This window comes from Providencia sp. (assembly GCF_003533305.1).
GTDB lineage: Bacteria > Pseudomonadota > Gammaproteobacteria > Enterobacterales > Enterobacteriaceae > Providencia.
The window spans coordinates 269,526-292,030 of sequence record NZ_DOEH01000021.1; the positions used below are offsets into that span (position 1 = coordinate 269,526).

A 22,505-nucleotide genomic window follows, 5' to 3' on the forward strand; every position below is an offset into this window, starting at 1 on the left:
GAGTTGTTACTCAGCCATACTGTCAATCAATGCCATTTCATCGCTGGTCAGCAATTTTTCAATATCAACCAATATCAGCATGCGGTCATTAACCGTACCAAGACCGGTCAAATATTGGGTCGATAACGTGACTGCAAAGTCAGGTGGCGCAGCAATTTGATCTTCGTTGAGAACCAACACATCTGAAACACCATCAACAACGATGCCAACCACTCTGTCTTTTAAATTCACGACAATCACGACAGTATTATCGTTATAAACCACATTTTCATGGGAGAATTTCACACGTAAATCAATAATAGGAATGATCACACCGCGCAGATTTGTTACACCTTTAATAAAATCTGGTGTATTAGCAATCCGAGTCACTTGTTCATAGCCTCGGATTTCCTGCACTTTTAAGATTTCAATTCCGTACTCTTCTTCCCCAAGAGTAAAAATGAGGTAACCTTCACCATTTTTTTCTTCATCAAGCTTATTTAAATCATCATCGAACATAGACATATGCATGACCTCTATTTAGTGCACCACAGGTTGTGAAACCTGCTGTTTCTTTTTAATCAAAATGCTGTTATTCATTTTTTGTAATTCAGCGACATCTAAAATCAACGCAACTGAGCCGTCTCCCATAATTGTTGCAGCTGAAATACCCGGAATTTTGCGGTAATTACTTTCAACATTTTTCACAACGACTTGTTGCTGTCCTACTAGCTTATCGACCAATAAAGCAAAACGATGACCTGCATTTTGGATAATCAGCACAATACTGTTATCTAAATTACGCTCAGCATTTTCAATGCTAAATACTTGATGTAATTCAACTAATGGCAAATATTCACCACGTACTAATAACATTTTTTCTTCGCCCGCTAAGCGATAAATATCATCCTGACGCGGCTGTAATGTACTGATAATTGAACTTAGCGGAACGATAAACACATCTTCTGCAACTTTGACGGACATGCCATCTAAAATAGCTAATGTGAGTGGCAGAAGAATACGAATAATAGTGCCCTTGCCTTCCGTAAAACCAATCTGGACACGACCACCCATATCTTGAATATTTCGTTTCACCACATCCATGCCAACCCCACGGCCAGAAACATCCGTGATGACTTCAGCCGTTGAGAATCCTGGTGCCATAATGAGCATTGCCACTTCTTCATTGCTCATTGCATCGTGAACATTCATACCTTGGGAGCGAGCTTTAGCAAGAATGCGTGTTCGATTAAGCCCCGCACCATCATCACGCACTTCAATACAAATATTTCCGCTTTGATGTGATGCTGCAAGAGTCAAAGTACCCGATTCCCGCTTGCCATTAGCAAGACGAACCTCTGGTTTTTCAATCCCATGGTCAAGACTATTACGAACAAGGTGATTCAGTGGATCGACAATACGCTCTATCAAACTTTTATCTAATTCAGTTGCACTACCTTCCACTTTAAGTTCGATTTTTTTACCCAATTTCGAGGCAATATCACGAACCATGCGAGGAAAACGACTAAATACATAGTCCATTGGCATCATTCGAATTGACATAACAGACTCTTGTAGAGCTCTTGAATTGCGCTCTAACTGGACAATCGAGCCTAGCAAATCAGCATATTCATTTTGATCTACCTGCTGGCTATGTTGTGTCAACATGGATTGAATGATAACGAGCTCGCCAACAAGATTAATGAGTTGGTCAACTTTTTCGACAGCAACACGAATACTGCTCGAGTCACCTTTTGGTTTAGTCACTGATGCTTTGCGTGTTACTGGCGCAGCTTCTTTTTCGATAACCTCAGCTTTAACGGCTTCGGCCTCAGCTTGAACCTCTATTTGGTCTGCCTGTTCATTAGCCTCTTCTTCGACAGCTTGAATATATGGCTGGCAATCGTCGAAACTAATTACTTCATGGCTAATTTGAGATTCATCCACAACAAAGCACAGTACACCGCAAACATCATCAATTTCGGTATTACTGCCGAGCCAAACTTGTAAGCTATTTTCAGTTTTTTCGGTGTGATACACAGTGCCAAATAATTCCAATTCATCGGCAAGCAAATCAACTTCAGTGGTTTTTAATTGTTGAAGCGTGATCATAAAATAATACGTATGTTCACTTTTCATCCCACAGGTTTGAGGTGCGTTCACAGATACTGCGGAATGTTCACTGTCAGACAATTGAGTTTCAGTTGACGCCAATGACGATACGGTTATTTCTTCGGCACGCTGCTCAACGCTGCTTAACACATCACAAATACGTTTAAACATTTCATCATCAGGTAATGAACTGTTTTTATATGCATCTAATTGCGATGCCATCACATCTTTAGCATCTAAAAATATATCAATGATGTCAGGTGTTAATGTCAGCTGGTCGAGACGCGCCTTATCCAATAAATTTTCCAATGTATGAGTGGTATTTTGCAACTGAGTGAAACCAAAAGTTGCAGCTCCTCCTTTTATAGAATGAGCACTACGGAAAATGGCATTTAGCTGCTCGCTATCCGGGTCAAAAGGATCGAGCTCAAGTAAATGTTGTTCCATATCCCTGAGCAACTCATCGGCTTCATCGAAAAATGTTTGATAAAACTCGGTAATATCCATGGTTTTTATCCAGTTTCGCTTAGGTTTCACTTAACGCTGACTGCCGGAACATCCGGCAGTACAACTAAAATAGATTAATATTCAAATAGTCTTTGTAAATCAGTGCATTTATTGCTGAACTTTTACAGTGACTACTTCATTGGTTGCCGGTACTGGCTCGCGTTTTATCACTTTATTTAGCACATCATTTATGGGTGTTGCCCCATCGTATTCACGTAAAATTTGTTTCGTTTCTTCATCATTTAAAACAATAATACTTATCCTGCGATTTATTGGTGCAAGACCATGTTCTTTATCTAAATGAATAGACGCAGCCATCCCAACAACTCGCAATACTTTGTTTTCATTCATTCCACCACGTATTAATTCGCGACGTGATGCATTTGCCCTATCAGAGGAAAGCTCCCAGTTGCTATAATTTGCACCGTTAGCGTAAGGCAAATCATCGGTATGCCCTGAAATACTGATCCGATTTGGTACATCATCAAGCAACGGTGCAATTGCACGTAAGATATCTCGCATATAAGGCTCGACAGTGGCAGAACCCACTTTAAACATAGGTCGATTTTCACTATCAACAATTTGAATACGTAAACCGTCGTTAATCATGTCAATAAGTAAATGAGGCTTCAATTCATTAAGGCGAGGGTCATTTAAAATCGCTTGCTCGAGTGATTTTTTAAGTTTTTCAAAACGATAATTAGCATCACCATCAGTGAGAGAGTTCGGCTCAGGTAAAACATCACCATCACGATAAATAGGATCTTTGCCGCCCCCCGGAATTGGGTTTGTCGCATCACCACTTTTTTTACCCGGATTAATTGCGGTACTCAGTGGCGTTCTAAAATATTCAGCAATTTGTGTTAATTCTTGAGGACTTGAAATCGAAATAAGCCACATCACCAAAAAAAATGCCATCATTGCTGTCATAAAATCAGCATAAGCAATTTTCCATGAGCCGCCATGCCCACCTTGATGATGTGAAGCACGTTTTTTGACTCGAATTATTTGAGGGTTATTGGCTGCCATCGACCGATTACTCCTCGCTCGATTCTTGAGCGCGATTGCCTATTTTCACTTCACGAACTTTATCTTCAAGCTCCAAAAATGAAGGTCTATCGGCACTAAACAATACTTTACGTCCGAACTCTACGGCGATTTGTGGCGCATAACCTTGCAATGCAGACAGGAAAGTGACTTTAATGCACTCCATCATTTTTAACTGTTCGCCACTGCGCAAGCGGATCAATGAAGCTAACGGTAAAATAAAACCATAAGCCACTAAAATACCTAAGAATGTACCGACCATTGCATGAGCAATTAATGCACCAAGCTCACCTGCGGGCCTATCGGCTGAACCCAAAGCATTTACTACCCCCAAAACAGCCGCAACAATACCAAAAGCAGGCATAGAGTCGCCGACCATGTTTAAGCCGGATGCAGGGACTTCATTTTCTTGGCGAAAGGTTTCTAATTCTTCATCCATCAATGCTTCTATTTCATGACTTTGCAAATTACTTGTCACCATCAGACGCAAATAATCAACAATGAACATCAATGTAGATTCATCTTTTAAAATTCGAGGATATTGCGAAAAGATTTCGCTTTCTCTCGGATTCTCAATATCTTTTTCAAGCGCAAGTAGACCTTGCTGACGGGATTTATTGAGTAATTGAAATAACAATGCCATTAGATCCATCGACATTGCTTTGTTATAGGAGGAACGACGGAAAAGGCGCGGCAATACTTTACATAATGCAATAATCGATTTACCACTGTTACCGACTACAAAGGCACCTAAACCCGCACCTAAAATAATAACAAATTCAGCCGGTTGATATAGCGCGCCTAAATGGCCGCCAACCATTAAATAACCGCCAATTACGGCAACTGTAACAATGATATACCCGATGAGTATTAACACAATATTCCCTTTCACTCCGTTGGTTAACAGATGGCAGTCAAAGGGAATATTAGGAACGACAGGCAAATAATTTTGCCTGTAAACCAAATCAATCCAATTACATCACCGCTTTGGTAATGCCATCCTGTCGATATAGCGTAATATCGGCGAGATCTTCGGAAAGTTTACGTTTTTTTATTGCACGTGATGGTGGCTGGCACAAACTGCAAGTAAAACTATTTTCAGGGATATGCGCATAGGTGATAAATGACCCACTACAACAGCGACAATCGGAACGCTGCAACATACCACTTTCAACAAATCTAACTAACGTCCAAGCGCGGGTTAATGCTAATAATGGTTCTTCTCCTGGCGCTGGCGCACACTGTTCTAAATAAAGACGATATGCTTTCAATATTGCATCAACACCTTGGCAATAGCCACTTTTCAATAAAAATTGGTATGCATTATAAAACATAGATGAATGTATATTCTGTTCCCACGTCATAAACCAATCTGTTGAAAAAGGTAACATTCCCTTTGGTGGTGGGCATCCTCTTAGCTCTTTGTACAAACGAACTAATCGTCCGCGACTGATTTGGGTTTCACTTTCTAGCATCTGGAGGCGAGCACCTAACGAGATCAATTCCATCGCTAAGCGAATATCATTAGCCTCTTTAACAATACTTTTTTCAGCTATGGTGCTCATCTTTTTCTCGCTATATTAGTCTCGCCCTCATTATGCTTTTGCAGTAATCGAGTCGAAAGTAAGATACCCGTATGAATTTGTTGTAAATCATCAACCCTAGAATCACGTGTTAGTGTCTCTATCGTATCGCTGTTCTCAAATCTAAACTGACAGATTAGCTGGTTTGTTTCCGCTAATTTGACTAATTGAGAAAGAGAAAGATCTGCTAAAGTAGTTGCCATTGCATCAGAGATACCGAGACGAAACATGGCAGAGGCTTTTTCTTGAGAGATAAGTTTTTGAGCTAACAGCAAATATGAGAGGTTAATATCGTATATATGCTTCAGAAAATCTGTCGTCGTACTCATTTTTTTTCCTTTCCGAATATTTATCAACATCTGTGTGCAAAAAGAACAAATATGAAATTAAAAGTATTGTATGAACTGATTTTTTTAAATATTAAACGTTATTAAATTAGGTAATCGTATTCCATTACGTTCCCATGTTTTCCGTTAGTTAATACCCAATTTGGAGTATAAAAGTACAATATTTCAAATCTTAAATTAAATACATTTCCTGAATACCTACAAACAATAAATAGCGACTAAAAAATTAGCATTTCCACTAAAAGTGGGAATATACCGATATCATTATTAGTCGTTAATTATTATGCACCACTAAATTAACTATTCAAGATACTTATGTTTCTTTTTATCTGATTAGACTAATTACCCATCCATACATTAGAAAATCTTTATTAAACCTATATATTGCCCCACCTTATCCGAAATATTCGCGACATTTTGGATCGACTTAAACTAAATGGTAGGATTTTAATCAATACATTTACTCTTTTAAGGTGATTAAGAAGGTAAAAAGACCAATCACAACTTCAAGAACGGCATATTGATCTAGATCAATAGTTATTATTAAGAAACTGAACTGCCTTTATTCTGAATTCACTACTATCGGCAGGATTGGAATAAAATTTAGCCATTAATTTTCAATTTATTTGCTTAAACCTTTAACTATTCTTAAAAAGAATTCATAACTAGTTATTCTATTAAAAAAAATCAATTACTTTGATTCATAGTGAAACCTTACAAATTTGATAAGTAAGCCTTAACAGTTGTAATGAGCTGAAAATTTAATTGGATTAATTAAATTAATTAAAATTGTGATTTTTTAAATTTACTGAGTTTTAATTTAGCTTATAGTTGTTAATTGAATTTAATTATTTAACTCACTATTCCCACTTTTATTTTGTTAATATTTCATTACAACTTGACTATAAACAAATTAATTTTTTTATTTTTTCATCAAATGACCCAAAAAATATTTTTTTAATAAAAAGATCAACCTACGAAGACTGCAATCATTAACATTCAACTTAAAAAGTAAAAAACAAATGAGACGTACGTTCCTTTTTCTATATGTTTTCCATATGATTTTTAATTCATCGAAAGATGACTAAAATAAAAAACGCATATCTAGTGCAAGCCCGTAATTTTACTTAGCACCTATCATATTGACTGTTTCAATTTAATCAAAATAATAACAATAGTGATAATATCATTTGTTCACTATATACTTTTATTTTAACAAAATACTCAATAACGTTCTCAACCTTAAGTAAGATTGCGTAAATCAATTAAACTTAATGCTCCGATATTTTTATTTTTTTATAAAAACTCAAAAAATATAAAAATCGTATCAAAAGCATATTTAATATTTTTAATGAGGAATTTTTTTTGTTAAAACTGAGACTTATTTCACATTTAATCTCACTCTTTCCTAATAGTTTCCAAATAAAACTATTTCATAATGTATCTGTTTTAAGTGTTATAGCTCAGAAAATAGCCATATGATTTGCTATCATGGATTTAAGTTATATCGACTAAAGATTAACCAGATGCTTTAGACTAAATATATTATACTCATAGCCCCGTATGGCAGAATTCATACCATGTAACCATGTTACAGCTCTGTCATTTTCGCTTTAACGCACCAATAATAGGGACTAATATGTTTAGTTATTTAGCAACTGTAGAGTACATAGAAGAAGAAGGAACCTATGAAATTAGCTATTGTGATTTTCCTGAAATACAAGGCGTCACATTTAGCAAAGAAAACATTGAACTTGAAGCAGAGGAAACATTAACAGCAGCAATTGCGGAGTTGATTACATCACGACTACCAGTCCCAAGCCCTTCAGTCAGCACTGAAGATGCCTTTATCGTTTATTTACCAATCCTAAGTTGTTTAAAAATCGCACTAAGTAACGCTATTATAGAAACAAATACACGTAAAAGTGACCTAGCGCGCAAGCTTAATATCAATGCTCAGCAAATTGAAAGGCTACTTGATATCCATTACGCTTCAAAAATAGAAGCGTTAGAACAGGCACTTTATCTATTAGGCTATGATGCATCAGTAACCGTTACGAAAAGAGCTAGTTTAGAATAATAAAACATACTTTTTAGCCATAATTATTAGTTTTCATCAAAAAAATACCTAATAAGTAGTAATCTAAAATAGACTAATAAGAATCTAATATTTATATTAAGCGCGCACCCACTTTATTAATTAATCAAATTCTGCTGATTAAACAGGCTATTTTAATAGTCTGTTTAATTTTTGTTTGTTTTTAATATTATTATTGTTACTAATTTTGGTGTTTTAAATATAATTAATCGCCATTAATCCATTATCTTTAAAAAAACCAGACTACAAATTAAAACAAACGATTAACTTAAGTATTTTTTAAAGCGCTACTTATGACAAAAATGCTCAATTTGAAAAAACTCAAAGCAGAATTTTAATCCTAAAATATTACAAATTGCCCAATAACTCACCGAAATAACTAGTAATATCAATGCAGGAGCTTAGTTTAGATGGTTTGGTGTTGGTTGGTTTATCAGAAATGAGTTGGCTTATTCTATGAATGTAGTGCTTAACAAGACTTGATGTTAATAAATAAAACAAAGTATACCCATGAATCATTAACAGGATTAATAACATAAATCCCGTAACCAATTGAATTTTAAATATAATTAATTTTATACTTTGACGTAAAACTAAATAGATTCAATAGATAAATGAGAAGTAGATAGGTGTTATAACTCTCAATGCCACTATGATCGTTAAAAAGTGTCAAGGAGTTTAACAATTACAAAGAACTAACTCATGGTATACAAAACTATATGTGATTCACTCGAAAAAAGCGCCTCACAGGCAATTAATATCTATAATTAATACCGCTCAAAAACGCTATAATCCGGCCTCTCACCTCTCATAACAGCTCGTTGCTGTTCATGTACAGCTTCTCTATCAGCTCTTTTTTGTTCAGATGAGCGAGAATCTTTATGCTGCTTTGGCCATTTGGAATTATTTGGCCATTTTGAGTTATTTGGCTCAAATGTCGTCGACGATGAACACCCTGTGATTATAAACAGACAAACTAGTGAGTAGATTAATTTCATTATGATTATTGACATATCTTACGATTAACAAAAACGAAACTTATCAAATTTGAAATTTGATGACAACCACAAATATTTTATGGTGATAGTCATTATTAGATAAAAATAGAGCTTTAAGCGATAACCACCAATTTCTAACTCTCCATAAAAATTGAGTGCATTTTTAGATATCAGTCACGATACGTCAACCAAGGATAAGAGTAACAAAAAGTGAATAGGCATTAATGTGAAGTTTGACGTTAATGCCTGTCCTGCGGATATTCCCACAAAAGTTATTGACCGGTATTTGACGCCAAACAAAAATATGACGGTGCATTACTTCTATAATTACCAACTTATTTACTAATATAGATGTGCTCACATGGTTAACAAACTAAATCTTAACTGGCCTGAATTTTTAGAAAAATACTGGCAGAAAAAACCCGTTGTATTGAAAAATGCATTTCCTAATTTTGCCGACCCTATCACACCAGATGAACTGGCTGGCTTGGCCATGGAGCCGGAAGTTGACAGTCGACTTGTCAGCTTCATAGATAACAAATGGGAAGCGAGTCACGGTCCGTTTGAGGACTACAGCGAATTAGGCGAAAAAGGATGGTCATTACTGGTACAGGCCGTCAACCATTGGCATATGTCTGCCGCTGAACTGGTGAAACCGTTCCGAGTATTGCCTGAGTGGCGTCTTGATGACTTAATGATCTCCTATTCGGTGCCTGGAGGTGGTGTCGGGCCGCATATTGATAACTATGATGTTTTCATCATCCAAGGAATGGGACGCCGCCGCTGGCGTGTGGGCGATGCCCTCCCAATGCGTCAGTTCTGCTCACATCCTGCATTATTGCATGTCGATCCCTTTGAGCCAATTATTGACGTGGAAATGGCACCGGGAGATATTCTGTATATTCCACCAGGATTCCCTCACGATGGTTTCACTTTCGAAGATACCATGAACTATTCTGTCGGCTTTCGCGGACCGACTGGACGTGATCTGCTGAGCAGTTTTGCAGACTACGTACTGGAACAGGATCTGGGTGGGGTAAATTATGGAGATCCTGACCTGACAGTGCGCGAAAATGCGGGAACCATGGAAACTCATGAGGTTGAAAGCCTACGTGCCATGATGATTGAAATGATCAACAAGCCTGGTGATTTTGAACAGTGGTTAGGCCGTTTTGCAACCACCCCACGCCATGAGCTGGATATTGCACCTGCGGAACCACCGTATCAGCCGGAAGAAGTTCTGAGCGCCCTGAATGCCGGTGAAAAACTGATACGACTGAGCGGCCTGCGTGTCATGCGTGCCGGAGAACATTTCTTCGTTAATACAGAAGGCTGGATTACCACAGAAATGAAAGGTGCAGATATATTGTGCCAGCTTACGGAAGTCGGAATGAATGAACTCGGTGAAGCGCTAGAGAACCCAGTTTTTGTCGCAGAATTAACAGAATTTATCAATCAAGGATATTGGTACTTCGAAGAATAAGTCACACAGCCTGACAAGATAAAACACCTGCTGACGGGTGTTTTATTCGTCAATTTGGGATAAATAAATTACCACTTAGGCGATTATAACTTATATCTGAACCAACCTTTAACGATTACGTTGCTTGCGAATTGTGGCAATATCAAAAGCCAAACTACGTAAATTTGGTGTGTGGTTAATCAGTGCTCGATGGGTTGAAGCTTGGCTGATAAATACAAAACTTTCCCCCCAAGGTTGGAGATATTTATCCCGCACTAGGGGGCCACACCGCTGCTTTAATAAACCAGCAAGAGGGAGGTGATCGTCCCCTTTTGCCAGTACCTTCGGCGCTATATGCGGAAAATGTTTGGCGATGGGTTTAGCCTGTAAATACCAGCGATCCCTCGCAAAAATCGCCTGAGTAACCGCTAAATTATTATCACTGAGGTACCATGTTTGCGGTACCACTTGTTCTTTCAGGCATTCGCCAGCAATAGCTTCACGAAATGTTTTCGCATTCGCTAAATAGCGTGGGAGGTTATCTCGTACACGCTGATTTTGCGCCGTCACATTGCCCATTTTATAAGGGCCTATTCGCCATTGTTGCCAGCAATCGGCATTATATAAATCAAAATTCTCAATCTCTCCACCATGGCTATCTAGCGCTTTTGCATCACAAGGAAGGAGTTGGTAGGCACTAGGATACCCTGCAATATCATCAGGAGAGAAACCATTGAAATGCCGACTTCCTGCATAATACCCCGTTTCCATCATAGACCAAGCATGGTATGTCCCCTCCCACGGTGGACCAAACGCATACCATTTGGCAATTCTTTGCCGGTTCTCGTCACTGGTATGACGTAACCAATAGCGTACAGCTAAATTTGATGCTGATTGTGCAATAATAATAAATGGCTGTTGCTGACCAAATAAGGCCGTTAGCCTCGCGATTTCTTGGTCTAATTGCACCACGAGTTGACGATGATCGGCTCGCCAATCATGGGCGAGAAAGAATAAATCTTGCCCTTCCCTATAGCCTAACCCCACTTCCAAGACATCTTTCAGTTCTTGAGTGACCAAGGTGGTAAGTAATTTAGGGATGATGGTAAATTGGTGTAATTGCTCTGTCGCTAATACGTTAGGGATGTCATTCTCAGTGGTTTCACTATATTCATAATCACTATGTGTAAACACTCCGCGATAATCCCCCCAAATAAATCGTTGTTGAGTTCTATCAAATAGCTTACTGCCCAATATTCCCGGTAGATAAATAATGGGAATGTTGGGCACTTTTGCGGTAAGTTTATGTTGGCTCAACTGCGCCATTATCATTCGGGCTCGTAGGTAAGAGTAACCGCGATTTAACGGCATACTAGCGTCCTTTTAGTGGAATAAAAGTCACTGGTACATTCTCACTACCCTGATGTGTTTTTTCTACTTCAGTCACCGGAAAATGGGCTCGATCATACACTTCAAAAAGCTGGCAAGGCTCATTCTCTCTATGATATAAGCGGATACCTGTGGACTTAGCATCACTTTTCGATAGCATAAAACGGGTACAACTGTTGGTATTAATCGTTCCTACAGGAGAGCCATCTTTGGCGACAAACTGGTAGAAAATTTCAGATTCATTCACTTGTTCAATATGGCAGGCTTGCACTGGGCCACGAAACGTATGATGAATACAGATCAATCCGTCAGGAATTGTCACTGATTGCTTATCCGCATTGGATTTTTCCCATGGCATAATAATCGACGTTTTAAAATGACAACTCGGGCAGTGCCCATTATCAAGATGAGGCTCGGCAATTAACCCACTGCGTTTCACTAGTAAGGTCTGGCACTCAGGACAATAAGAGTTCGCGCTCGTAGTATCAAACACATTCCCCACATACACATAACGCATACCATCACTAATAGCCTGTAAACGTGCTTGTTCTAAGAATGGAATAGAGGTGCGCTCAACATGGGTATATTGATAATCGGGATGGAAACGAACATAGTGCAGTGGAATATCCGCGTCCAAATGTTTGAGCATCCAATCGGACACTTTACGCGTTTCGTCAAGGCTATCATTGCGCTCTGTCACGCACAGGTTAGAGACTTCTAAATGTGGGTAATTAGTGCCTTTGCGTGCATCATAAACCTGTTTGATCCCATCTAGCACAGGGCGTAATCGCCCTCCCGTATGCTTACGGTAAAAGCTATCTTGCATTGATTTCAACGAGATACTGAAAATATCCATCACAGTTAATAACTCATCAATGCCTTTTTCGCTAATATAGAATGCACTTTTATAAAGATTTTTTAACCCTTTTTCACGGGCAAGCTTAGCGGTATCCATCACAAACTCATGCCAAACAATCGGGTCATTATAAGTCCATGATAATACGCGAATATTATGCTTTAACGCGTAGTTAACCACCTCTTCAGGGCTGTAATAAGCCACATTATTGTCTTGGACATAACGAGCCTGACTGGTACTCCAGTTCTGGCAGAAATCACAACGTAGCATACAACCGATATTACCAAGGGAAAGAATGCGCTCCCCGGGGGCGTAGTGATATACCGCTTCAGTTTCAATGGATTCTTGGGTCATTGGCACTGATTTGCCGTAATTGAGAGTGACTAGTTTCCCCTCTTCATTACGTCGCATTTTGCAAGTCCCCACGCGGCCTAGCTTAATTTTGCAAGCACGGGGACACAATTCACACTGTATTGCACCATTGGCTATCGGGTGCCATAAACGCGCAGGATACCCCGTTTTTTGCCATTGCTTCATAATCGCCATTTTATCACTTCCTTTTAATTATTAGAGAGTTGAGTCTCTATTCTTATGCCATTTCTCCATGCATTAAGTACCGATTTTAATTGCCAAGAAAAAGGCGAACCTTTGGCGGGCGTATTAATAAGATACCAACATGCATTTTGATTATCTAAATCCGACAGAAGTTTAAAACCCGGCCCAAATGTGTAAGGTTTGGTTTTGATGGATTTATTTTCCCCCGCGTGGGATTGCGTTAGAAAATCAGCATTTTGCCGAGTCGCGTGAATAGTTTCACGATTGCCACCATGATAAGCATAATGCCCCGTTAATAGCTTATTGAGCCACAATGGCTTTTTGATACTGTGCTGAAATTCAACTTGTGGCAGCACCATTTTTTGACTCGCCATCAATGCCCGTGCGTAGGTTTCGCGTAATAACATTTCAATATCGTTACTGTTATATTGCCAATCCTCACTATGATGCTGAAGAATAGCTAACACATTCCAGCGGTAACTCGGCCAAAAATCGGTATATAACGTTCTGGCTCCACGTCGGAGGGTTTTTTTGAGTAGGTAATCGGTAATATATTGGAACCACACTTCAAACAATCGAGAAGCGGTAATATTTTCCGTATTCCCATCCCACGTTGATAAATAGATATCCTCAGGCACGTAAGCCAATAAATACGGCAATGCTTTCTGGGCAAAATAGTCCGTTTTATCATCTTGAATAACTTTTAATGAGCTTAGCGTGTGCTGATCACTTTGCTTGAGAAGCGTCTCAATTCGCAGTGCACGACTAGGAGAATGCCAACGATTGGATAATGGCACTTTATTATCGAATAACGACTGCTGATATTGATTTGCATAAATCACATAACCACATTCTGGATTATGCTCAAAAGGTAATTCATCAAAAGGAACATAACCTAACCACTGATGCTGAGGTTCACTAAGTTTCAGCAGTAGACTCCCGAGTTGTTGATGACGTTGGGGGATATAACCCATTGTTTGTAGACCGATATCGCCATGAACATCAGCATATCCCACCATCATGGGGGAGTTTCTTACGTAACGTAGCGAGTCACGAAATGAGTTCCAATCATGGCATTTTGCGAGGGAATAAAAAGTAATATCCCCAGATGGGTCATCCAGCGCTGGCCAACGTAAAAACATGCCATAGCCATTCTTTTCAGAGACTAACTGCCCTTGAGCAAAATCATACGTTGTCAATGTATGTGATTTACCTGATTTTAATTTAATCTCATGTACCCGCTGCGTTAGTGGTAACGTGCCCGCTGCGGTTTCCACTTGCCGCTTATCCACATCCATTTTGCCCCAGAAGAGATCTTGGTTATCGGCCATAATGCCAACCATTCCCCAAGCGGCTTGTGTGTTTCGCCCCACAATGACCCCCGGCGCACCGGGGAAGTGAGAGCCAAGCACATTTAGCCCCTCTTGGCTTTCTAAACGGCATAACAAATTAAAATTAGGATTAACTTGCCCCATATGTGGGTCAGAGGCGAGTAGTGGCTTGCCGGACGCAGTTAACGTTCCATTCACGGCAAACACATTCGACCCAGTATCAGGAGAAGATAACCCTAAATATTGCAATCCCTTTAGCCCATCTTTTAATGCTTGAAGCACTTCCTGATGGTAGTTACCTTGTTCATCCAAAGGTAGTGGAGCGATTTGTTCACCCTCTAGGCTAAATGTGGTCAGTAGCTGACGATGTTGTGTGGCAGAAAGTTTATTCGCAAGACGAGTATGAAACAGTTCATATTGCCAAGCAGAGTTAATAAAATATTTAAGTTGCCCTAATAAGTAGCTATCTTCTACCGTAAATTCTTCGGGGCGATAACGCAGTAATAAGCATTCAATAGGTAAGATTTTCATCTGTTTCAATGCATGGTTTATCCCCGCAATATAAGCTTGAATATGCAAATATTGTTGAGCTTGCCACGAGTCACTGACAGCTAGTTTATCTTGATTAGCCGCCCGTTTAGCCAGTTCCGGTAAACCTAATCGACGTTGAAAAATATCCGTACGTAAAGCCTCATTTCCCATGATCTCCGATAAGCGCCCACTGGCAACCCGGCGACTCAAATCTAACTGCCAAAGTCGTAGTTTTGCTGTGCCATAACCTTGGCCAAAAAATACCGCGCAATCTGTATCTGCTTTAATGGATAACAGTTGATTTGATTCAAGCGCAACAACAACAGTTCCCCATGGGCAAGTTAAATGCTGAGGTTTCATATGCCATCCTTGTTTATGATATCAAAAGCGTTTTTTTGTTGAATTATCACATCAATCAACTCATTTTTGCTCTCTCCTGCACACCAGCCCAGCTCCCGCTGCGCTTTCTCGCTCGAATAGGTATAAGAGCTGCCATCCATAATGCGTAAGGCCTCTTGTGAAAGCGGCATGGTTAACCCTAAACCTGCCAGTTTGTCCATTATCCAAGCTAATGGTTTTAAAGATGATGCCGATTTAGAGGACAATTCATCCTTGTAGGTTATCTGGCTTAATAACTGAAAAATCTCAGGCATTGAGAACGTTGCCCCCGTCAATAAATAGCTTTGACGTTGGATCTCCGGTGACAGAAGTTTAATTAACCCATCACAAATATGGTTCACATGACAGAGCTGGAAAGTACTAGTGGTAGCAATTTGGAATGGGATTTTTTGACGAAAATACGCCTCTATTGTTTGCGCCAGTACACTATTATCCCCTGGCCCAAATACCCCACTGCAAATCGCAATATTAATTGGCGAACCTAGCTGCTGACGTTTAACCACCAGCTCATGGGCAATATGCTTAGTTTCTTCATAATAACTACGAAATACTCCATTATGACGGTGGCTTTCATCCAATAGTTGCCCATGAGTCTCACCAAAAGCAGCGGTGGTACTCATGTACAGAATTTGCGGTATTTTTGCCCGTTCAGCAGCTTCAATAACTTGCGCAGTGCCAACAACGTTGGTTTGGTACATCCCTTGATGTGCTTGGCGGCTAGGTGGAAGTCCCACACGGTAATCTGCCGCTAGATGGATAACCGTATCATGCCCCATCATGGCATCTTGATAACTTTCTGGATGCAAAATATCGCCAACGACTGTTTTAATCGTTGTCGGTAATGTTGGGCGACCTATAACGGCTCGTGAGGTTGACGTTCTTTGCAATACCGTGATTTGATATCCCAATGCGCTGAGTTTATTGACTAAATGGGAGCCAATAAAACCAGTTCCCCCCGTCATAAAAATGGATTGATTAAGCAAAACCATCACCCTCTTGATTGATAAAATATACCAATGCAGAGAGCATGAAAAAGCCATCATGCGCAGCATTCATTGGGCGGAGTAACATACTGCCAATTGGGCAGTAGCGCGTAAAACTATAGCTATTTAAGGATAAGTGGCGTAATTCCCCTTGGTAACCCAATGTTTGTAGCTGCCCTGCCCATTGTTGCTTAATCTTCCCTAAACTTTCGGCTATAGGAGCAACAACCAGTTGAAAGCCCACAGGTAACCATTGGGTCAGGTTAAACTCCGTTTGATAAGTCAGCCCCCAACCAGTAGTACCACTGTAGCAAGCAGGAAAAGCTGTTTTATTAAGAAATTGAGTAAACTTGAAGTTTTGATACTGCACCATCTGTTGCAAACGCAAAGTATCAGGCAGCACACTGAGTGTATCGAGCTTGGCTTTAAGTTGTTGATAAAGCTCATCTGCGCATTCAGGCTTATCAAGTAAAATAAACCGTGGGGAGCTACACACCTGCTGCTGAAATAAGCAAAAATCTTGTAGTAAAAAATCTATTGGAGGAAGCACATCACCAATAATTGCCATCCCACTGATTTTAGGCCCTAGCTCAACCAGTTTGATATTTGCCGGTGCCACTTGGCGATAGTGTCGAATGAGTGTTTCTCCCCCTGCTAGCAAAATAGTATCGACGCCTAACAAGATTTGCGAGTCATCTTGGGATTGGCTATCCCACTCCCTAATTTGACATTCATCATCACTCAGCCCAAGACGTTGGCGAAGCACTTGTAACCACAGAGTGGAAATTCGTGATTTAATGCGAATTTTGCAGCCAATCAAATACGCCGCTAACAAGGCTTCAAGCGTACCCAAAGGATCGTTTTCTGAAACCACAATCAGCAGACGGTGAGGAGGACGCCAATTTCGCCCCCCAAGCTCCTGCTCAAATTTGTCTTTAATGCTGTCAGATTGGCTAAGATGAGCTAACCGTGAGAGACAAAAAGCCTGTGTGGCGCTATCTTTAGAAAATTGCCACTGCTCACTCACACAATCCACTAAACATTTCTGAATATTCGCAATTCTAGTGACTACTTGCTCCATCATTTAACTTGCGCCGCACATGTTCCTTCAGGAGAAGTCGCTCGCCCAATATAGCGTAAGAACGGTAACGGATGACCACAGACGCACTGTTGTCCCCAAGAACCGAGGTCTTGAGTTAGCAAGCGTTGAGACGGCAACGAAGCAAATAATGGGCTTTCTAAAGCAATAACACCGACTTGGTTTTCAGGAGCTTGTTCACCCTGTTCATCAATAATCGCAAAGTGAGAAAACATCGGAATATGGAAATGGCCTTCAGGACAGCTGATATAGTGCAATGGATGTTCTGTCATCCCATAAATATCACGAATATCCACTAAGGGGGCTTGTAAGGTTTGTTGTAATCCTTGAACAATCTGTTCGCGGTCTAACTGCTTTGTCATTCCTTTCCATCCACCACCACTTAACCCTCTGACCGAGCCTTTTAATGTGAAAGCTTCTGGGCGGCTAAGACAAAGGTACTCAAAATAGAGCGTTAAACCAAAAATATAGATAGGCGCATCATCTTGTGCCCAACGTTTTAAGGTTGACCAAGCCTGCTCATGGTCAAATTCACCATCTGGCGACACGGTAAATACTAATTCTTCAATAGGCGCACATTGGGTGAACTTTAAAAACGCGGTGGCAAACCCCGCATGATCGCCCTTAGCAGGATCTGGAGATAAAAGTAGAAAACGAGCTGGTGAGGGAGATATTAGCTTGTTATGTAAGAAAATCTGAACCATGCCAGTTTCAATGCGTTTTAAGCTAAGGTTATCGAAGAAAACTGCCGTTTTACCCTGCTTACCGGTGCCTGAGCTACTTAACCATATTCCATCACTATTCGTTTGCGTGGCCAAGTCGAGAGTTTTAAATAAATTAACCGGAAGCATCGGTTTTGGCTGAGCATCCCATAATCTTGCATAATTCGCATTATGCTCACGATGCCAATGGTCGGCATATTCCATGGCAGCATTAAATAGCGCATCATTTTGTCTCTCTAACGCGTAAGGCTGCTGGGTATTAATAAGTAAATCAATTGGATTATTATTCTCAGACATTTATTTACCCTTATAACATCATGGTTATTACCTACATCTTGTCGATTATTTGACTGAACTAAAGGTAAATAGTCTGAATGTTTGGATATTGTATTTTTATTTGCTGAATTATTGATATGGGGCATGGGTTAACTATATATGATTTTAGACCACACAGAATTTGTGGCTCTTGAGATAACTCTATGTCTGCAATTGAATGTCTCAAATTACCAAAACACTAAATTTCAAGTGCAGCAAGGATTGCAGCTTCCATTTTCTCTGGGGTAGTAAATGGTGCAAAACGCTTAAGTGGTTTACCATCACGTCCAATCAGGAACTTAGTGAAATTCCACTTAATCCGTCCACCTAGCAGGCCGGGCAACTCGTTTTTCAGGTAACGAAACACCGGATGCGCTGAGGTTCCGTTGACCTCTACCTTCTCGAACATCGGAAAACTCACACCGTAGTTAATGTGACAGGTCTGCGCGATTTCGTCAGCGCCTCCGGGTTCCTGTTTACCAAACTGGTTGCAGGGGAAACCAAGCACCACCAAACCCTGCACGGCATATTTCTTGTAGAGTGCTTCGAGGCCACCGTATTGTGGCGTAAAACCACAATGGCTGGCGGTATTAACGACTAGAACCACCTTACCAGCGTAGTCGCCCATAGAGATAAGCTGACCACCAAGACTAGTCGCTGTAAGTTGATGAAAAGTAGTCATATCAAGATCCTCAAAGCTAGAACCAGTTGGACGTCGACATTGCCACGCAATACGTTGCTATCGGGTCATGGAGATTGGAAAGCCGCTCCTGTTCCTGATGGCATGGCAAGTCTGAAATCGTGTGCGACTTATCTTTGCAAAGTTAAACAAAAAAAACAACAAATAGGCGATTTTTGACCTGCATCCATTGATTAAAATACCTTGATGTTTATTGCCTGCGTTTTGGCAGATGGAATGTATACAAAATAATATTACGAAATCACAAACGAGGTCTGTAACTCTACTTTATTTTTCAGTGTACACAATTTAGCGATAATTAATTTAACTTAGGAGTGGTACTATATCTTTTGATTGATTTGAATTATTAATATATAAGGATGTGGTATGTCATTTTTTCTTGGATTGTTATTACTGTTAGTCATTTTAATTGTTATTTGCAGAATACGCGCCTTAAGACACATAGCAAAACATACAATAACCGAAAAAGATCTTAAAACTTTTAGAGAATACAATGATATTGAAGATTATGAAAAAGAAGCCAAACAAGCAGTGTATGAGGTAATTAGATGCAAAACTATTTTTGATAAACTAAATTGTTACGTTGATTTAAGAATGATGTTTGAATCCCTTCATGCAGACTATTGTAAATACGAAAAGGTAAATCCATTGTTGATGGAGGCTTTACGCCGTAAATTTACTTTCGCATATTCCGCTTTCATTACGCCATACCCTGAGCCAATTGAAGAAAGTGGCTTAGAACGATTAAGCCTAATTCACACTAAAAAACATTGTCCCGAGTACATATGGAAACACATCATCGAAGCCGCAGTTTATACTAATGAAGAGTTAGATGAATATTTTGAAATGAAGGAATTCGACCCACTAGACAGAATGTGCACAGATATGGAGCTGTACAAGGATCTTATGGGCACCGTTCTATATGATGACGTGATGGGATGTTTTATTTATGAAGAAAATGACAGCTCTACAATTCTTGATAACGAGTTCTACACTGTTTCGAAAGAACAGTTAAATCAGTGGTTGGATGAAGAACTCGCATTTATAAGTTACCTGACTGAATCTTTGCTAAATATTTGCATTGAATACATAAGAAAAGAAAAAGGCATTATTAGAATTTGACGTTTTTTGAAAAACACCATTAACCCACCAAATGGATTACGAACTATCGAAAATGGCAGAAAAATAATGAAACTAACATCTCTTGTTTCAACTCTAACAACCCTAGCTTGCGAGCCCGGCAAATGAAGTCAATTTTACAGATTTTTGCTCTCTATTTAAGCAGTCAGGTTATTGCCTTAGCACAACCATCGGATTCACTTTTTAATTGCGAAAAATACAGTCAAAGCAGCGATAAATTTAAACAATGCCAGCAACGCGAAATAGCCTGCCAAACATTAATTGATAATACGCCATTGAGGGCATCGTTATCTACTTCAAATACTTTTATTATAACAGGTGATGAAAGAGCCTATTTTCATGCCTTCCCATCAGAAATGTGCCGCTATGAAAATATATTTGTGATCCCAGGAGATCAGTTAGGCTTTGTTGGATTCACAACTCAGGCGCCCACTAATGATGAAACTTCATATGTACTCCTTAACTATAATGGGGTTTCGGGCTGGATCGATACACGTCAAGTGGAAACAGTACCCGAAAGTTGCGACTATATTAATAAATCGGCAATTGAAAGATTGAACACTCAAAAAGATAGGCTCCAACAAGCCTACCTCGTTAACTCATCAAAAGCCCCGATATACACAGCTCCACGCCCCCATTGTCAGGATAATCAACGTTTTTTAATTGAAAATGACCGAATTAAGGCCATCTATCCGGAACCTATCAATGGCTTTTATTTTGTGAGTTACACACATCCAGTTACAGGCTCTCATACGTTTGGCTGGCTTCAAACACAAGAACTTACTCTGGAACCGAGAGTCATTAACCAGAGCGACCTACCAGTCGTACCGCCTGATATCGTTGTTTTAGATTTCTATGATAACGACCTACTTCCTTTGGACTATTCATCTCACCACGACTATGAGTCTATTTTTATTACACCTGAGCTATTGGATAAAATTTCAAATTCCATTACATGTGATTATGGTGATGAAAATGAATTTTCAGCAGAGCAAAAAGCTGTTTGTGATATAGAGAGAGAATGTGATCAACGAGGGTGTAATTGGGATGGGACGTGGATACCCGGTGGCGCTAACTATTATACAAAATCGCAAGATGTCTTTGATTCATGGGTTGAGAATCGCAAAGCAAAAGTGCTTTCAATTAACAAACAAAATGCCATTGTAGATTTAATCTTGGGTGAAGATAAACCTTATCCGCTTCATTTAATCGTTCGGTTAATCAACACGGATGGAAAATGGATGATTAATCAAATTGATGAAGTTAATACTAAAAAGTAATTTTAAATGAATTAAATGGCCAGTCTACTATTCGAAGCAAACGACATCTTAGCTTATGTGTACTAGCTCAGATATAATCGGACAGACCCCTGTATAGATAATTGGTAACTGTCAGATCAGGTCTGAGCTAGTACACCTAATACACTAGAGGATATATTTATTTTTAATTTTCTAGTGTTTACTTATTCATTTAACGAAGCTCAAATTTTTATTTTCTTTTCTATATTTATTTACACTTAATTTGTGTGACAACTGTTTAAAACACTTATAATGATAGTGTATTCAACTATTACTTCATTTTAGTTACCAGCCCTTTCCATTGTTTCCCAACGGCATAAGTCCAGCGACGTAGCTCATTACATGCCCCGTGAATATCGTCAGAGTTGAGTTTCTTTAGCAGCGTTGAGCGAGAGAAAACACTCCTCCGCCGTAGTAATAACTCCCTGCGGAGCGTTCCGTGATTAGAGTTAATAGAAAGCTACTAGATACAGTAGCCTAGATTTAGATTCATAGGACTAATACTTATTCAAGATAAGTTAAAATTGCTTCTTGACTATTGCCAAGGAATTCATTTCAAATAAGTATATCAATGCAGTACAATGAACTAATTTCTATATAGGGCGTGCATATGACACATCAAATCAAGCCTGAGTCAGATAATATCACCCAACCATATTGGCCTACTTTGAAGCTCATATTGAGCTCTCTTATTGTTTTTAATTTCTACTTAAATTTAGCTGATAAAAATAAGATTTCATTTCTTATTGGTATTTTCGACTTAACATTAATTCCTATGTTTGTATTCATAGTTGCATTCGTAACGAAGAATGCAACGTGGAAATCTTTGAAGCTTAGTTTACTTTCGTCTCTTATAATTTATATAACATTTCAAACAGTTGATGCAATTCCACTGTATTTTTCAGGTGAATTAAGTTTAAAACTTTATATCTTTGAACCCCAGAATGGAGTATGGTTTTTTTTAGCCACGCCTGTTTGGCAAGCTTTTTTTTTATTGTTACCACCAAAATTAAAATCCAATAGATTAATATTATTTTGTATTTTGTATTTTGTA

The 22,505-nt window shown here is 39.3% G+C and carries 18 protein-coding genes and 2 pseudogenes; 6 read left to right on the forward strand and 14 right to left on the reverse strand.

Features of this window, described 5'->3' with window-relative positions; all coding sequences use genetic code 11:
• Window positions 1-6: 6 nt before the first annotated feature.
• The 6 genes from cheW to flhD all read right to left on the reverse strand — a co-directional run bounded on the left by cheW (window position 7) and on the right by flhD (window position 5,557).
• Entirely contained in the window at window positions 7-504 is a 498-nt protein-coding gene (gene cheW / locus DD649_RS13780; protein WP_294107818.1) for a chemotaxis protein CheW, read from the reverse strand.
• Between the two features lie 15 nt (window positions 505-519).
• Window positions 520-2,598, reverse strand: coding sequence for a chemotaxis protein CheA (gene cheA / locus DD649_RS13785; protein WP_294107820.1), 2,079 nt, complete (start codon window positions 2,596-2,598; stop codon window positions 520-522).
• Between the two features lie 108 nt (window positions 2,599-2,706).
• Window positions 2,707-3,627 (reverse strand): flagellar motor protein MotB, encoded by a 921-nt coding sequence (motB, locus tag DD649_RS13790; protein ID WP_294107822.1) that lies wholly within the window; start codon window positions 3,625-3,627, stop codon window positions 2,707-2,709.
• 7 nt (window positions 3,628-3,634) lie between these two features.
• On the reverse strand, window positions 3,635-4,522 hold the full coding sequence (motA, locus tag DD649_RS13795) for a flagellar motor stator protein MotA (RefSeq protein WP_294107824.1): 888 nt from the start codon (window positions 4,520-4,522) through the stop codon (window positions 3,635-3,637).
• Between the two features lie 97 nt (window positions 4,523-4,619).
• On the reverse strand, window positions 4,620-5,210 hold the full coding sequence (gene flhC, locus DD649_RS13800; RefSeq protein WP_294107825.1) for a flagellar transcriptional regulator FlhC: 591 nt from the start codon (window positions 5,208-5,210) through the stop codon (window positions 4,620-4,622).
• Window positions 5,207-5,557, reverse strand: a complete 351-nt coding sequence (flhD, locus tag DD649_RS13805; protein ID WP_336430853.1) for a flagellar transcriptional regulator FlhD — start codon at window positions 5,555-5,557, stop codon at window positions 5,207-5,209. Before flhD ends, flhC begins: the two co-directional genes overlap by 4 nt.
• 1,657 nt (window positions 5,558-7,214) lie before the next feature.
• Here flhD and DD649_RS13810 point away from each other — a divergent pair.
• On the forward strand, window positions 7,215-7,655 hold the full coding sequence (locus DD649_RS13810) for a hypothetical protein (RefSeq protein WP_294107829.1): 441 nt from the start codon (window positions 7,215-7,217) through the stop codon (window positions 7,653-7,655).
• A gap of 1,377 nt (window positions 7,656-9,032) precedes the next feature.
• Complete coding sequence (locus DD649_RS13815; RefSeq protein ID WP_294107830.1) at window positions 9,033-10,154, forward strand: cupin domain-containing protein; 1,122 nt, start codon at window positions 9,033-9,035, stop codon at window positions 10,152-10,154.
• A gap of 108 nt (window positions 10,155-10,262) precedes the next feature.
• Here DD649_RS13815 and DD649_RS13820 read toward each other — a convergent pair whose 3' ends face one another.
• The 7 genes from DD649_RS13820 to DD649_RS13850 form a co-directional block, all read right to left on the reverse strand.
• A complete protein-coding gene (locus DD649_RS13820) occupies window positions 10,263-11,504 on the reverse strand; it encodes a hypothetical protein (protein WP_294107832.1) in 1,242 nt (413 codons plus the stop codon).
• Window position 11,505: 1 nt separating this feature from the next.
• Window positions 11,506-12,924 carry an AmmeMemoRadiSam system radical SAM enzyme gene (gene amrS, locus DD649_RS13825; protein WP_294107834.1) on the reverse strand — a complete coding sequence of 473 codons (1,419 nt, stop codon included), beginning with the start codon at window positions 12,922-12,924 and terminating at the stop codon, window positions 11,506-11,508.
• A gap of 14 nt (window positions 12,925-12,938) precedes the next feature.
• On the reverse strand, window positions 12,939-15,155 hold the full coding sequence (locus DD649_RS13830) for a penicillin acylase family protein (RefSeq protein ID WP_294107836.1): 2,217 nt from the start codon (window positions 15,153-15,155) through the stop codon (window positions 12,939-12,941).
• Window positions 15,152-16,183, reverse strand: coding sequence for an NAD-dependent epimerase/dehydratase family protein (locus DD649_RS13835; protein ID WP_336430854.1), 1,032 nt, complete (start codon window positions 16,181-16,183; stop codon window positions 15,152-15,154). The genes DD649_RS13830 and DD649_RS13835 overlap by 4 nt, the downstream gene beginning before the upstream one ends.
• Window positions 16,170-17,261, reverse strand: coding sequence for an acyl-CoA reductase (locus DD649_RS13840; protein WP_294107839.1), 1,092 nt, complete (start codon window positions 17,259-17,261; stop codon window positions 16,170-16,172). The genes DD649_RS13835 and DD649_RS13840 overlap by 14 nt, the downstream gene beginning before the upstream one ends.
• Complete coding sequence (locus tag DD649_RS13845; RefSeq protein WP_336430855.1) at window positions 17,258-18,295, reverse strand: hypothetical protein; 1,038 nt, start codon at window positions 18,293-18,295, stop codon at window positions 17,258-17,260. The genes DD649_RS13840 and DD649_RS13845 overlap by 4 nt, the downstream gene beginning before the upstream one ends.
• 217 nt (window positions 18,296-18,512) lie before the next feature.
• Entirely contained in the window at window positions 18,513-18,995 is a 483-nt protein-coding gene (locus tag DD649_RS13850) for a glutathione peroxidase (RefSeq protein WP_294107843.1), read from the reverse strand.
• Here DD649_RS13850 and DD649_RS13855 point away from each other — a divergent pair.
• The 3 genes from DD649_RS13855 to DD649_RS13865 all read left to right on the forward strand — a co-directional run bounded on the left by DD649_RS13855 (window position 18,981) and on the right by DD649_RS13865 (window position 21,433).
• A complete protein-coding gene (locus DD649_RS13855) occupies window positions 18,981-19,172 on the forward strand; it encodes a hypothetical protein (RefSeq protein ID WP_336430856.1) in 192 nt (63 codons plus the stop codon). The two genes, DD649_RS13850 and DD649_RS13855, sit on opposite strands and share 15 nt — an antisense overlap.
• A gap of 207 nt (window positions 19,173-19,379) precedes the next feature.
• On the forward strand, window positions 19,380-20,135 hold the full coding sequence (locus DD649_RS13860; RefSeq protein WP_336430857.1) for a DNA-binding protein: 756 nt from the start codon (window positions 19,380-19,382) through the stop codon (window positions 20,133-20,135).
• Window positions 20,136-20,257: 122 nt separating this feature from the next.
• The gene (locus DD649_RS13865; protein ID WP_294107849.1) at window positions 20,258-21,433 is read left to right on the forward strand and encodes a DUF3828 domain-containing protein; all 1,176 of its coding nucleotides are present in this window, start codon (window positions 20,258-20,260) and stop codon (window positions 21,431-21,433) included.
• A 289-nt stretch (window positions 21,434-21,722) separates the two neighbouring features.
• Here the strand turns inward: DD649_RS13865 and DD649_RS13870 are convergent.
• Window positions 21,723-21,848, reverse strand: a pseudogene (locus tag DD649_RS13870) (glycoside hydrolase family protein); the annotation flags it as partial.
• Window positions 21,849-22,061: 213 nt separating this feature from the next.
• Here DD649_RS13870 and DD649_RS20140 point away from each other — a divergent pair.
• A pseudogene (locus DD649_RS20140) lies at window positions 22,062-22,505 on the forward strand (acetyltransferase); the annotation flags it as partial.